This window comes from Bacillus sp. Medicinal_06 (assembly GCF_056711665.1).
In genome coordinates this window covers 156,801-170,747 of the sequence record NZ_JBWYHD010000006.1, presented here as the reverse complement: position 1 = coordinate 170,747, position 13,947 = coordinate 156,801, and the positions used below count along the sequence as shown (strand labels likewise).

11 protein-coding genes and 1 pseudogene are annotated in these 13,947 nt (G+C 31.7%); 10 read left to right on the top strand and 2 right to left on the bottom strand.

From position 1 onward, the window contains the following. Positions 1-2 precede the first annotated feature (2 nt). On the top strand, positions 3-770 hold the full coding sequence (locus AC1M36_RS16460; RefSeq protein WP_336453351.1) for a thioesterase II family protein: 768 nt from the start codon (positions 3-5) through the stop codon (positions 768-770). A gap of 300 nt (positions 771-1,070) precedes the next feature. Here AC1M36_RS16460 and AC1M36_RS16455 read toward each other — a convergent pair. After that, positions 1,071-1,190 (bottom strand): annotated as a pseudogene (locus tag AC1M36_RS16455) (GntR family transcriptional regulator); the annotation flags it as partial. 256 nt (positions 1,191-1,446) lie between these two features. On the opposite strand from AC1M36_RS16455, the gene AC1M36_RS16450 reads away from it, so the two are divergent. Further along, a complete protein-coding gene (locus AC1M36_RS16450) occupies positions 1,447-2,364 on the top strand; it encodes a DMT family transporter (protein ID WP_098508614.1) in 918 nt (305 codons plus the stop codon). 951 nt (positions 2,365-3,315) lie between these two features. On the opposite strand, the gene AC1M36_RS16445 is transcribed toward AC1M36_RS16450, so the two are convergent. Next, positions 3,316-4,566, bottom strand: a complete 1,251-nt coding sequence (locus tag AC1M36_RS16445; protein ID WP_336453352.1) for a helix-turn-helix transcriptional regulator — start codon at positions 4,564-4,566, stop codon at positions 3,316-3,318. A 1,455-nt stretch (positions 4,567-6,021) separates the two neighbouring features. Between AC1M36_RS16445 and AC1M36_RS16440 the strand changes: the two genes are divergently transcribed. The 8 genes from AC1M36_RS16440 to AC1M36_RS16405 all read left to right on the top strand — a co-directional run bounded on the left by AC1M36_RS16440 (position 6,022) and on the right by AC1M36_RS16405 (position 13,865). After that, positions 6,022-6,495, top strand: coding sequence for a Rok-like winged helix domain-containing protein (locus AC1M36_RS16440; protein WP_098508609.1), 474 nt, complete (start codon positions 6,022-6,024; stop codon positions 6,493-6,495). Between the two features lie 1,210 nt (positions 6,496-7,705). Further along, complete coding sequence (locus AC1M36_RS16435; protein ID WP_226608114.1) at positions 7,706-7,915, top strand: hypothetical protein; 210 nt, start codon at positions 7,706-7,708, stop codon at positions 7,913-7,915. Positions 7,916-8,093: 178 nt separating this feature from the next. Then, on the top strand, positions 8,094-8,525 hold the full coding sequence (locus AC1M36_RS16430) for a disulfide oxidoreductase (protein ID WP_098508606.1): 432 nt from the start codon (positions 8,094-8,096) through the stop codon (positions 8,523-8,525). Positions 8,526-8,528: 3 nt separating this feature from the next. Then, positions 8,529-8,996 (top strand): thioredoxin family protein, encoded by a 468-nt coding sequence (locus AC1M36_RS16425; protein ID WP_479846046.1) that lies wholly within the window; start codon positions 8,529-8,531, stop codon positions 8,994-8,996. A 43-nt stretch (positions 8,997-9,039) separates the two neighbouring features. Beyond that, positions 9,040-12,549, top strand: a complete 3,510-nt coding sequence (locus tag AC1M36_RS16420) for a condensation domain-containing protein (protein ID WP_479846045.1) — start codon at positions 9,040-9,042, stop codon at positions 12,547-12,549. An 82-nt stretch (positions 12,550-12,631) separates the two neighbouring features. Next, positions 12,632-12,946, top strand: coding sequence for a hypothetical protein (locus AC1M36_RS16415; RefSeq protein WP_098508601.1), 315 nt, complete (start codon positions 12,632-12,634; stop codon positions 12,944-12,946). A gap of 12 nt (positions 12,947-12,958) precedes the next feature. Beyond that, on the top strand, positions 12,959-13,495 hold the full coding sequence (locus AC1M36_RS16410) for a hypothetical protein (protein WP_479846044.1): 537 nt from the start codon (positions 12,959-12,961) through the stop codon (positions 13,493-13,495). A 22-nt stretch (positions 13,496-13,517) separates the two neighbouring features. Next, positions 13,518-13,865 (top strand): hypothetical protein, encoded by a 348-nt coding sequence (locus tag AC1M36_RS16405; RefSeq protein WP_336453354.1) that lies wholly within the window; start codon positions 13,518-13,520, stop codon positions 13,863-13,865. Positions 13,866-13,947: the final 82 nt, after the last annotated feature.

The following is a 13,947-nucleotide window of genomic DNA, read 5'->3' as shown; positions in this document are numbered from 1 at the left end:
GCTTGAGTATCAATAAAAATAGTTTTTATTATTATAAACCTCAAAAAAAACCTTTGGTCCGGCTCTTATGTTTTCCCTATGCAGGAGGTAGTGCATTGGCTTACCGCCAATGGAATCAAATTCTTGCTGAAGAAGTAGAAGTTTGCCCGGTACAGCTTCCAGGAAGAGAAAATCGACTAGCAGAAGAGCCTATTCGGTCTCTGCCAACGTTAATCTCTTTCCTTGCAGATGAACTGGAGCCTGTTCTTAACAGCCCTATACCGTACGCTTTCTTTGGTCATAGTATGGGGGCTTTAATAAGTTACGAATTGGCTATAGAAATGAAAAAACGTTCATGGCAGATGCCTATAAGGCTATTTTTATCAGGGAAAGGTTCTCCTCAAGTGTCTAAAAGGGAGACACCCACATATAATCTTCCGAAAAAAGAATTTATCGAGGAACTTAGAAAAATGAATGGTACACCAGAAGAAGTATTGGATAATCATGAGATAATGGACCTGTTTTTACCGATTCTAAGAGCTGATTTTGAACTTGTCGATAATTATCAATATGAAAAATCAAGCATGTTAAGTTGTCCAATAACAGTCTTTGGTGGTATAGATGATCCGTCAATCAAAACAGAGGAATTGAAACATTGGAAAGAACTTACGACAAACCATTTTAATATGCACCTTTTTCCGGGAGATCATTTTTTTATCTATGAAAATGAAAAAAAATTGCTTAAGGTAGTTAATGAAGAACTAACCTATAAATTTCAGAAAACAAGGTAAAAACATTCCTTAATTTTGAAAAGGACTGTCATTTTTGACGGTCCTTTGCTTGTTGAGAAAGGGATGCTTTTTCTTGTAACAGCATTTTTTATTAACATTTCCATATTTTATAAAGTGGCTGTGAGGATAGCCTACTCACTTATATTTCTTGATTATAGCAATCTGCAGTAGTAAAGTCTGTACGACTTCATTTTGTCTTTTCTATACTGAATAGATTATTTTTTCCAGATGTAGATAGCTAGTTTAATCTGGTCTTTATTCTATGCGCTTCCTATATGTGACGAGTTACATCCTTGTTCTCATTTTTCCCTCAATCACTCCATTTGCTATTAATTCTTCTAAAGCAGTGATGACAGTACTTCGGTTTACTTTAAACGACTCGGCTAATTTTCACCGGTTCGGAATTTTACTTCTAATTGGTTATTCTCCGTAGGCGTTTTTTTTTTTTTTTTTTAAAATTAGAAAATTATTGATATTAAAGAAAATTTTGGTGTGTTCACAAACGATACTACTCACTAAAAACTCTCCTTTCATATTGTTTTCGATTCAAAGTGGTTGAGTTAGTAATTGTTCAACTGGTTGGAGACATTTTACTAAGTATTTATTAAGATGAGAAATATTAACGAAGTAGAAAAGATATTGGCTGCTTTCTAATTCTATAAGAGGAAGTGATGAGATGGAAATCAAATGGGATTTTCGTGTTATAGTGGCTTATGGTCTTACTATTTTTCTATGGGCTTCAGCTTTTCCAGGAATACGGGTTGGATTAGAATCCTATACACCTGAACATCTTGCTCTTTTTCGATTACTAATTGGCTCTGCATTGCTTGTATTTATTGCTATAATCATTCGTATGCGATTACCACAATTAAAGGATATTCCTGCTATTTTATTGTTAGGTTTTTTAGGTTTTACTGTCTACCATACAGCTTTAAACATTGGAGAGAAAACAGTGAGTGCAGGTGTTGCGAGTCTTCTTGTTTCAACAACTCCTATTTTTTCGGCTCTTTTAGCTGTTTGGTTTCTGCGTGAACGGTTTGGATTATCGAGATGGACTGGATCTGTTATAAGTTTTTTGGGAGTAGCTTTGATTTCATTTGCTACAGAGGGAGATGTTGAAATTACTAGTGGGATTTTGTTTATTCTTTTAGCATCCTTTTCAGAAAGTGTATATTTTGTTTTTCAAACACGTTATTTAAAAAAGTATGGATTTTTTGCATTTACAACCTATACGATTTGGGCAGGGACATTTTTTATGCTTTTTTTTCTCCCAGGACTAACGAGTGAAATGATGAAATCATCTATAGAATCAACACTTAGCATTGTTTACTTAGGTCTCTTCCCTACGGTTATTCCTTACCTTGCATTAGCGTACGTTACATCACGTGTTGGTGCTTCGGAAGCTACAAGTTCTCTTTACCTAACACCGGCTCTTGCATTTGTTATTGCATGGATATGGCTTGGAGAGGTACCGACTTTACTTACCGTTATAGGTGGGGGAGTCACACTGTTTGGAGTTTTGTTCATCCAACTCAAAGTAGATAAATTCCAACAAAATGCAAAGCAAAATATACAACATGGAGAAAAAATCTAAGGAAGTAAGGATTTATGATGAAAGGAAGATAACTATGATTTCCGAAGGTACAGTAAGTTATACCTAAGGTATTTTCTGTATATTAAGAATGTTTGGTTTTTATTTTAAACCTCGAATCAGAGATCTAGATAGTTTTCTCCTTTCTACAATTGAAAGGATCAATGAATTTATTAATCTCAAGGGGGAAGGGGCAATTACTCATCGGGTGGAAGTAAAAAAGATAGAGAACAATTTCACCCGAAATTTCTTAGAAGATATCTGTATCCTTAAAAAAATGTTAATGATTCCAATCATTACTTCTGTCTTGTCAAATTCCTTCATAGTTGCCAATATACGCCGATAGAACAGTCCAATTCCTTCTTGCATAAGAAACAGGAAATGCTTTTTGTAGCACAAGACCTGGCTCATCAATGATGATTAGGGTAATGAGTTCGTTTAGCTATATCCATTCCAATTCCAATTGCAAGATTAGCATCGGTAACTTGATTAATTTTAAGTAAAATCTATATAGAGTTTTTCATGGCTACAAACTAGGGGGCAATCCTGCAGATTTGACACCCCATATCATTTGTAAGGACAGGGGGATATTATTAGGAATTAGAGAAATTTATGGGGAATTTGTGACTGCTAAACCATTTGAGAGTTACATGATTCCGGTTTTTCGCCCTATTACATACAACCTATTGTATATTGTGCGATTATGAAAATTTGGAGGAAGGGTTATCCCTTCCAAATGTTTCGGTCTTCTTAGTAAATTTTATCAAAACTACTTAATTAATTGTAAGAGAAGGCTATCGAGAATTTCACAACAGTTTTCTCTTACGATTAATTTATTCTAGTTCTATTTTATACTATGTTAATGTTAAGGGGTGAGGAAACTCCTTGCGTAGAGCAAACAAAAATTAGGATAATCATGGAAAAAGCAAGTAAGTATTTTTATGATAAAAACCCTTACTTTTTAATTTTTTTTAGAATTTCTTTACAGTACTCAAAATAATGAGCAGACTGCTTATATTTTTGGTTTTTCTTAAAATATTCTGCTAATAGTTCTGAGTAGTAGATGGCATTACGGTACAAGCTGTTCTTTTCAAAATAAGGAAGTGCAATTTTTTTTGCGTAATATACAAATTCTTCAAATTCTTTGTTGTGTAAATGCTTAAGTAGTTTATACTCGTGTTTTAACTCTAGATTTTTTGTTTTCCTTTCTAATATTTCTGCCTTTTGTATCCATAAAAGTAATTGTCTATTTTCTTTTTTGTTATACAGTGCTTTTATGATACATAATATAGTTATTAATTTTCCATCGTAATTATGTTCCTGTTTAAGATCCAAACTCTTTTTGTAATGATCTAATGCTTTGGTTTTATCGCCTCTTAGATAATAAAAATGCCCTATATTATGTTCGATAATGCCCAAAGCCTCTTCGTTCCTGACCTTCTTTGCAAGTATGTTTGCCCAGTTGAAATTTGTCTCAGCTTCATCAAATTGTTCCATCCGCTGATAAAGAATACCCAAAAGTAGGTGACATTCGCTGCTACGGTCTAGATTATAAATCTCTCTGAATATGTCAAGTGCTTGATTGGTAAAAACGATTGCCTGAAAGTGTTTTTCAATTTTAGTTGCAGTAAGCCCTAATGAATAAAGAACATCTGCTTTTTCAAGAGAAGGTGTATCACTGTTAAAAAGGGATTCAGCTTCTTTATAAGAATCAAAAGCGTTTTCAAACTCATTGTTCATATATTCATAGTTACCTTTAAATTTGAAATAATAGAAAGACATTTCTTTTGAAAAATTATTTGAAATTTCTGAAATTTTCTTGAAAAGATTTTTAGCTTCTTGAAGCTTTCCTAAAGTTAGAAGAAATCTAATATTGACAAGCTGAAATAGAGAGTATGGTTCAAAAGAGCTTTTAATTGTAATTTTTTTTGAGAGGTTATTATAGGTTTCAGCAGATTTTTCTATATCTCTATCGACTATTTGCTGATACCACAAACGAATCTCCTCACACAGCTTTTGGTCTTGCTGAACATCCTCCGTAATATTTAGCCTGTTAAACAATTCTTCTATAATATCAGAGCTAGCAGTAATCTGGCCATTCTCAATTTTAGATAAGTAGGAAACGGAAATTAATCCTGATGCTAATTCTTCTTGAGTAAGAGACATTTTTGTACGATGAAATTTAATGTTTTGCCCTACGTGCAAAATTTCACCCCTCTGATAATATTTTTTTTACAATAATTAGTATACAAAAATGTTGTAATATTTTAAAGAGTGAATTTAATATTTCAGGAAAATTCATTTTCTAAAAGCACATCCTCTCAGAATTTAGGTTCTGTTGAAGTTTTTATGCCTCAGTCACTTGGTGTTGATTTAAGATAGCGTTAATTCAGTTGGCAGCTAACTTTGAAACATTGTAAATTAACGTCACTAGTTAAAAGTAAAATTTGGTGTATTTTCCCGTTCAATAATGAACATTGTTCAATTGAAATAATTGCGTGAGATAAGCATTTACACATTCCAGAGCGGTGCGGCACTTAAATATAGTTTTCTAAACTTTTGATACTCTAACTGGTGTTCTATATCTTCTAAGAGCTATATTGATTTTTAAGTTTACCTGCACAAATTCTTGTTAACACTGAAAATATAAAAAGTAGGAGGGAAAGTGTGTGAACCACAAATAATTTTTAGAAGTTTATAATCAAAGGCCTAATGAAGTATATTACCTATTCAAATCACAAGAAAAAACAATTGAATATCTCCCCCATAACTTCAAGTTGTTTCAAATCGTGCTTCGGCTTTTGAATTTTACATTAAAAACTCTACAAACAGTCATAAACCACTTTCATTCCATGGACTAGATAAACCGAAAGTGAAAAGAACATAATGGTTATATGCGTTGAGTGTAGATAAAGTTATGTCACAGTATGTTCATGAAAAATGTGGAACAGGTGCACATAATTTTACACTGACACGAAGCTTTTTAAGTACACTAAAAAAGAAAAAAAGAATTTATTTGTATCCATAAAATAAGTAATGAAAACGGGAAAAATAGAATTATTCTAAACATAGCTGTCGAGTTTATTTTTGATATAATTAACTTTATTGGTATTGGAAGGAATCTAAGTAGTTGCGATTTTCACTTTGTATACCTTTTGATAGAGAACATCATTAGCTAAAGGAGGATCTCGATATTTCCTTTAGCTAATGTATTTAATTGTTTGGTGTTTTTGTCAAAAATATAATAAATAATAACAGCTTGATGCACCATTTGATAAAATTAGATATAAATGGAATCCTCTTTATAATTATAGTGAAAAAGGAATAATTTATTGCCATATAGTTAAGTTCGATTAGTTTATAAAAATGTAACTTCTTAGTTATCACAACGACGATGGTATCAATGTCATTAATAGAAAAAATAGCTTCAAATCGTTGGATTGGTTTTAAATCTCTTGTAGGTCAAACAGGATTTCATGTCGTATAATATAGTCATAAGGAGTTTTCTTTCAATATTAGAATTTATGTGGTACTTATTCATTTGGAAATTTTGGATAGATACTCCATCTTTTGTGCTTAGAAGCCTTTAGCACGTCATTTCCAAAGTTATAGAATTGATTCAATGTCTATAACATATAAAATTTTTTATAGGAGGTTAATATGTTTAATGAAAGAGAAGCTTTAAAAGTAAGGCTTGAACAGCTTGTTGAAATGGAAGAAAGAAATCGGAAAATGTTTCAAGAAGAAAGGAAAGAAATTTTTAACAGGTTAAGGGAACTGGACAACCAGGATAGATTATCTACTTATACAGTGGGGCATTCAGGTAAAGCAGAGGATACCAAATATGAACAAATGCACAACTTAGATGAGGAGATTCAAGAGAGTTCGGAAAAAAATGAGTTTAGGAAAAAAGGGTATCACCAAAAAACATGGATTCTTAGAAATGCAGCTATAGATATACTGAAACAACACCAGGTAGCAATGCCGTTGAAGGAATTGAAGAAAGAAATTGAAACAGAAACTGGGGTAGAACTAAGCAATATTTCTTTATTTATGACAAATTTAATGAAAAAGGAAGATAATATTGTAAAAGCTACCCATGGACAGTATATGTACATAGGGAATAACAGTTAGTACACTATATAATTGACTTGAATTTTTGACATTTACTTTAGCTTAAGTCAAGCCTATGTAGTACGGATTTGAGGTACCTGTGAAATTTATTCAAAAAATGATTGTACCGCTTCTTTGATAGATGCTTGTGTTGGTGATGACGATGTTCTCGTATAAAAACTTGAACGACCTTAAAATGCTTAATTTTAACATCAACTGTAACTATGAAAATTAAATTTATTTTTATACTTGTTTAATACATACTAAAGGACTGTTAAAAAATCTCCTTCTCTACATGAAGAAGCGACTCGGTGTACGATTTCCCCTGTTTGTGCCTCCTCGGTACCAAAGATAGTCACACTGGCATGCATTTCATCCTGATATAAGAGTACCATATTGTCGGTTAACAGCTTTTTAAAGTTATATGGGGTTGATGCGAAAAAAATGCTGTTTTTTCAAAGCGGTTTTAGCAAGCGTATAAGGTAGGTGATTCTACTGAATTTTCAAACGAAATAATATGTGTAAAATTCCAGTTGCACTTATTTCACTATCGTAGGTGTGACGGATATACACTTTCAGAATTAGCATAGTCCAAGATAGAGTTATTCCTAGTTCGTGATCATTTGATAAACTAGTAAGAATTATTTCCTTTAAGGAGTTTTTGATGACCTTGATTAAGGAAACTTTTACGTCCTGGAGGGAGCGATTTTACGATCCAATAAAGAGCTCTAGTCCACCTTCATTAACCTCCATTAAAACTCTTCGCATATTTGGAAACAAACTGAAGATGTATATTACAAATTTCGGCTGCTTCTTTACCAACTTTTCCTTACATTATAATTGGTACAACTTCAATTCGTGTTCGAGAATCGACTTTTTTCTCTTGTTTTTCAAGTTTTCGTAGACTAGAAGTTTCTATACCATGGGGATTTTTAATTTCTAGCTGCTTCATAGGTCTTTCTATTTCCGTACCTCTTTTCTTATCAAACAGTATAGATAATAACTTGAAAGCTTAGGCATAAGAAGATGAAAAAATTAGTCATTTATATATAGTTTGAGAAATAAAGAGATTTAATTGGTGAATATTGTATAAGTTTATTGTAAAATTCATAAAATTTTCCTCGGAAAATTTGATAAACACAAATTATATATAATTTTACTGAATTGTAAAAAAAAGATATTTAATAACATATGATAAAATTAGTTTAAACATATATTAGGGGAGAGTACTATGGAATTTAATGAAAGAAACGCTTTATTAATGAGACTTCAACAATTGGCTGAACATGAAAAAAATCTGGCCGAACAGCTCAGAAATGAGAGGGAAATGATATTTACTAGGTTAAATGAGATTGATAAGTTGGAATTCTACTGCATGGAAGGGCCGTCTGCAGTAGAAAAAAGAGGTTTTTTATTAGTTAAAGGCACCTATTTAAATTAATCTTTACTTTTTATCCCATGTATGAAACATAATTCAAGCTTTAATGAGCCTTTTCCTTCAATCCATATGAACCTGCAGAAAGTCATTTGTTATAGGGTGGCTTCTTGTTTGCCAATCCTAAAATTATGCAAACGAAGTCAATTTTATCTTTAAAGTGATTAAGAGGAGAATTCATAGTATGAAAGTAAAGTTAAATTCAAATGATAATTTACTATTTTTAGCGTGGGCCACTGCAATTATTGCGATGTTCGGAAGTTTGTATTTTTCTGAAATCAGGCAGTATGAACCTTGTACCCTCTGCTGGTATCAACGTATCGTAATGTATCCATTCACTGTACTTTTAGGAATAGCAGTGATTAGAAAAGAGTATTGGATTAGTATCTATGCTAGTGTTTTATCTTTAATGGGTGGTATTATATCTTTTTATCATTACCTTATACAAAATATTTCTTTTTTCTCTGATAATTCTCCTTCCTGTGGAAGGATTCCCTGTAGTGGGAAATATATTAATTGGTTTGGTTTTATCACTATTCCATTCCTTGCATTAATAGCATTTATAATTATTTTCTTATGTACATACATAATCTATAAAAGATTAAAGGAGAACTAAAAAGTGAAGAAATTAATAGTGTTTATTGTTCTAGTCGTGGGCATCTTCATTATAACTGCTTTTGTTTCTAATAAACAGCAAGCGGTTAAAGTAGAACATAATCCTTTTGGCAAAGAGAAGCTTCATCCTGCCACTGTTGAACAGTTGGATGATCCCAATTACCAGAACATTATCTTACCGGAAGAATTGCAAGAAGATTTAGAGAAAAACAAGGAACGCTTTGTCTACTTTTACAGCCCAACATGTTCTCACTGTAAGGAGACTACCCCTATTGTCACTCCATTAGCCAAAGACCTTAATGTTGATCTTGTTTTATATAATGTTTTAGAATTTCAAGAAGGCTGGGATGATTATAAAATTAAAGAAACTCCTACCATTCTCTATTTTAAAGGAGGCAAAGAGGTGGATAGAATAGAGGGAACTAAAAAAGAGGATGTTTTTAAGAAATGGTTTGAATTTAAATTAAAATGAAATGCAGTTGAATAAAATTGTTCAAGTAGGAGGTTGAAAATGTATGATAGAGATTAATGAAAATAAAATACCTTTAGCCATTTATCAACCTAAATTTGATTCTAATTATCAAGGTGTTAAAACATTAACTGATATGTTTCTTAAGGCTAGTATGGATAGAAAAAAGGGTATTACTTACATCCAAAAGGATGGCAATAAGTTATTTTGCAGTTATCAAGAATTATTAGAAGAATCTAAATGTATTTTAAATGGTCTTTATAAATTGGGGTTGGGACCTTCAAAAAAAGCTATTTTATTAGTAAATGAAATTGAAATATTCGTTCCCTTATTTTGGGCTTGTATTCTAGGAGGAATTACCCCTATACCATTAAAGGAACCCAATGAGTATCATAAAAAAAATGCAGATATATTAAAGTTGCTCAATTGTTGGGAATTATTTGGAAAACCGGTAATTCTAGCGGAACAGGAAGCAAAAGAAAAATTAAATGACTTGTTTAGTGAAGGGGAACATAAGGATTTTTTGGCTACATCCATTGCTGAATTGCGAAGTAATTTACCAACAGAAGATCTTTATAAGGCGACACAGGAAGACGTTGCCTTATATTTATTAACTTCTGGTACAACAGGAAAGCCGAAAGCAGCAGAATATAAACATAGTAATATTTGTTTTAATATTATATCTTCTGTAAATGTTATCCAGGCTACAAAGAATGAAGTAATTATGAATTGGATGCCATTATATCATGGGGCTAGTTTATTTAATCAACATATATTAGGGGTGTATTTAGGATGTAACCAAGTACTTACTAGTATTGAATTCTTTTTAGATAAACCTTCTAACTGGCTTGAGTGGATAGATAAATGTAGAGTAAGTATTACATGGGCTCCTCCGTTTGCATTCACTTTATTGAATGAATGTTCTCAAGATTTCGAGGATAAAAATTGGGATTTTTCGTGTGTTAGATATATTTTTAGTGGTGGACAGTCTATTATATATGAAAAAATTCAAGCATTTTTTAGTTTAATGGATAAATATGATCTAAAAATTGATTGTTTCTGTCCTCAATATGGAATGACTGAAGCTTGCGGCTCTATTACTTTTGGAGATAGTCAGTGGATATGGGATTATGTAGAAGTGGATTCGTCATTAGGTACAATAGAACATAAAAATTTAAATTATCCAGGTGTGAAGTGCTTGACAAACTTAGGAAGAAGTCTTCCAGGTTTACAAATTCGTATTGTTGATAAAAATGATCAATTAGTTAATGAGAAAAAAATCGGTAGAATACAATTAAAAGGACCCATGATTATAGATGGGTATTACTCTAATTTAGAGGAAAATTTAAAAACTTTTACATCTGATGGGTGGTTTAAAACTGGTGACATGGGTTTTTTATATCAAGGGAGATTAACATTAACTGGTCGTGAAAAAGACATTCTGATTATTAACGCTAAAAATTATTATAATTATGAGGTGGAGTCAATCCTTGAAGAAGTATATGGGATTGAGCCGACATATTTAGCGGTAGGTGGAGTGCAAAATCATATAGAAGAGAATGATCAGTTAATAGTCTTCTTTACACCAATGCATTTTGAGCTAGAGTTTAGTTGTTACGTAATTGAAGACATTAAAAAACATATCACACGCTACCTAGGAATACATCCTACTCATGTTATTCCTATACAGAAAGGTGAATTTCGGAAAACAGTGACAGGGAAAGTCCAGCGTTTAGGAATGATAGATGATTTTCAAAAGGGGAAATTTGACAGTATCTTAAATGAAATTTCTGAATATGCTTTGAAATTCACAGATGATTCATATTGTAATGAATTAATAACCATCGATTACCTTTCGAAAGAAGATGTTCCACGTGCAAAAATGTATATTGAATTGAAGGAATTTTTAAAAAAACAGTCTATTGATAATTTTTTTATTCAATTTAAACAGAAAGTTAATGCAATCAATAAGATTGATGATGCGTTAGAAAATCATAGCGATGGAATGTTGTTTAAACTAAAAAAAGTTTGGGAAAAAGTATTAAACACTAATGAAATTGGTTTAGAGGATCATTTCTTTCAAAAAGGTGGGGATTCATTAAAAGCATTTCAATTGGTTACGGCCTTGAATAAAGAACATGGAATTATAATTGGTATTAGTGATATTTTTCAGCATCCGACATTAGAATCTTTATCAATGTTTGTGAATCAAAAGAGAAAAGTTGAAGCATTACAAGAAGTGCATCCGGTACCTCAATTAAGTAAGGAGAAATTTTATCCACTTAGCCCGTCTCAGAAAAGCCAATGGTTTGTCTATAAAACCAATCCTAATAGCCCGGTTTATACAACATCTGTTACTTTAAAATTTGATGGGAAGTTATCTGTAGATATTTTACAAAAAAGTATACAAGCAGTTATTGAGAGACATGAAGCGTTAAGAGTAAGATTTTGTTTGATCGACAATGAAGTTCGGCAATGGATAGATACATTCATTATTGAGCTACCAACTTTTGATCTATCTAACCTACCACCAGAAGAAAAGGGACAAGTCATAAAAGAGCATATAGAGAACGAGATAAATACTCCATTCTGTTTAGAGTCTGAAAAATTAATGCGAGTTAAATTGTTAAAATGTAAAGAAAGAGAACATATTTTGGTAGTATCTATTCATCATATTGTAGTTGATGGCTGGTCAGTAGAAGTTCTAATTAATGAAATATTAGCAAACTACAAATCTTTTTGCCAACACGAACCATCTGATTTAGAACCACTTCCTATAAAATATATAGACTATATTTTATGGCAAAATTATTTCATTAATGAGAATAAAGAAGGTTTTAGAAGGCAGTTGCAATATTGGTTGAAAAATTTATCTGGTACATTACCGATTTTAGCATTTCCGACTGATTATCCGCGTCATTCACGTATTACTTATGATGGAAGAACAATAGAAAAAGTAGTAGAATCAGATTTAACTTTGAACCTACTAAGGGCGGCACAAAATTATCGAGTTACACCTTATGTACTCTTATTATCTCTATATGGCTTTCTAATTAGTAACTATACAAATCAAACAGAAGTTATAGTAGGAACTGTCATGTCAAATAGGACTCCTAATACTGAGAATTTGATTGGTTACTTGGCAAACTCTATAGCTTTGCGTCTAGACTTATCTGATGAGTCAACATTAGAAGGGCTAGTGGAGAAAGTTAAGCAGGTGGTCTTACAGGCTCAGGAACATCAACAAATCCCTTTAGAATTGTTAATTAAGGAGATAAAAGAGAAAGATCCAAGTTACACGCCGATTTTTCAAACTGTATTTAATTATCAAAATAAATTTGATTACAAATACCAAACTGATGACCTTGATATAGAGTTATCATTAGAGAGCAACTTTACATCTAAATATGATTTACTACTTCATGTATATGAAGAAAAAGAAATATATCGTTTAAAGTTAGAATATAATACTACTTTATTCAATGAAGATACCATGCAAAATTTTATGCAACAGTATTATAATTTGTTGGAAAATGTAGCTTTATATATTAATTAATTTATGTAAATTATATGGCATATAATCAGTATCAAGGAAAGACTAATTAATTTTAAAATTACATTTAGAAGGGGAAGAATATATGAGTAATGAAGAGAAGATATTACCAGATTATGGACTTATTAAACCTATAACAATTCATCCTGATTCTAAAGTACCATATTCACTAAGTGCAGTATCAACTGATGAGGAATATGATCTTTATTTTCGCTTACAGCGGAATGCATTAGATCTATTAGAATGGTCAAAAAGTTGTATAGATATATATGAAAATCACATTAAAGATTTAGAGGAAACTAATTTAACTGATAGGGAAAAATATGAAATAATAAAAGGTTGGGGAAATATTTTTCAAATTGCTTTAGAGAATTGGATAAAATCCTGTGAGAAAGAATAGGGAGAAGAAAAAATGACAACTAGGATTGATATTAATACAGCTTCGTATGAAAGAGCGGTATTTCGGTGGAAACAAGGGCATCAAGTGTTCCATATTATTTTGGTATGTATGAATACATTATTAGATGATGCTATAAAAGCAGTGGAATATAGAGATTTTATTAAGTTACAATCTATTCTTGGCCGTCTTTCAACTCTTTATGATGCAGCGACTGTTTCCATGAAGTATACTGTGAGTTTTCCAGTCGAATCTTATGAAGAGTTTATAAGGCCTTCTATGATGCCTCCTTTCCTGAGCCCAGGATTTAGTGGAACTCAAAATAAAGAGCATAAAATTATGATAGAAGGGTTTAAAGAATTGCATGAAACCTTAGTAAACCATCTCGGTCCTAAGGGCGAATGGCCTGCTGCTATAATAGAGTCTTGGGAAGAATTATCAAAGGCTCAAGTAAGGAATCGGAAGAATCATGGTTTCGTTTGTCGAGAGTTTGTAGATGATGGTGTTTCATTGCTTAAGGATTTTTATAAAAATAAAGAACACTTAAAATAAATTAAGGAAAGAAGGAATTGAATTGATTACTGTAATGGAGACTTGGTATTTGAAATTAGAATTAAAAGATCGAGCAATTGAATTAATGCAACAAATGGATGATTTATTAGGTCCAGCTGCACATGAACATCCTGGTTGGGCAGGGCATGCATCATTTTATCAAGATGATAGTGAATTGAATAAAATAAAAGTAATATATCCTTGGAAAAGCAAAGAGCTTCATGTAGATTTAGCTAATCAAGAAGAAAAGTTATTAATTGAGTTCAATCAAAATTATTGTATCAAGCCGAGAGAAATACATTATTATCATGAGTTAGAAGTCGAAGTTGAGCATGATCATCATCATCATCATCATCATGTTACTAAATAATACAAATAAGTAGCAATTTACTAGGGAATGTGGAGGGATCGTTATCTATTAATCAAAATAAAATAAATATTTAAGGAGGTTA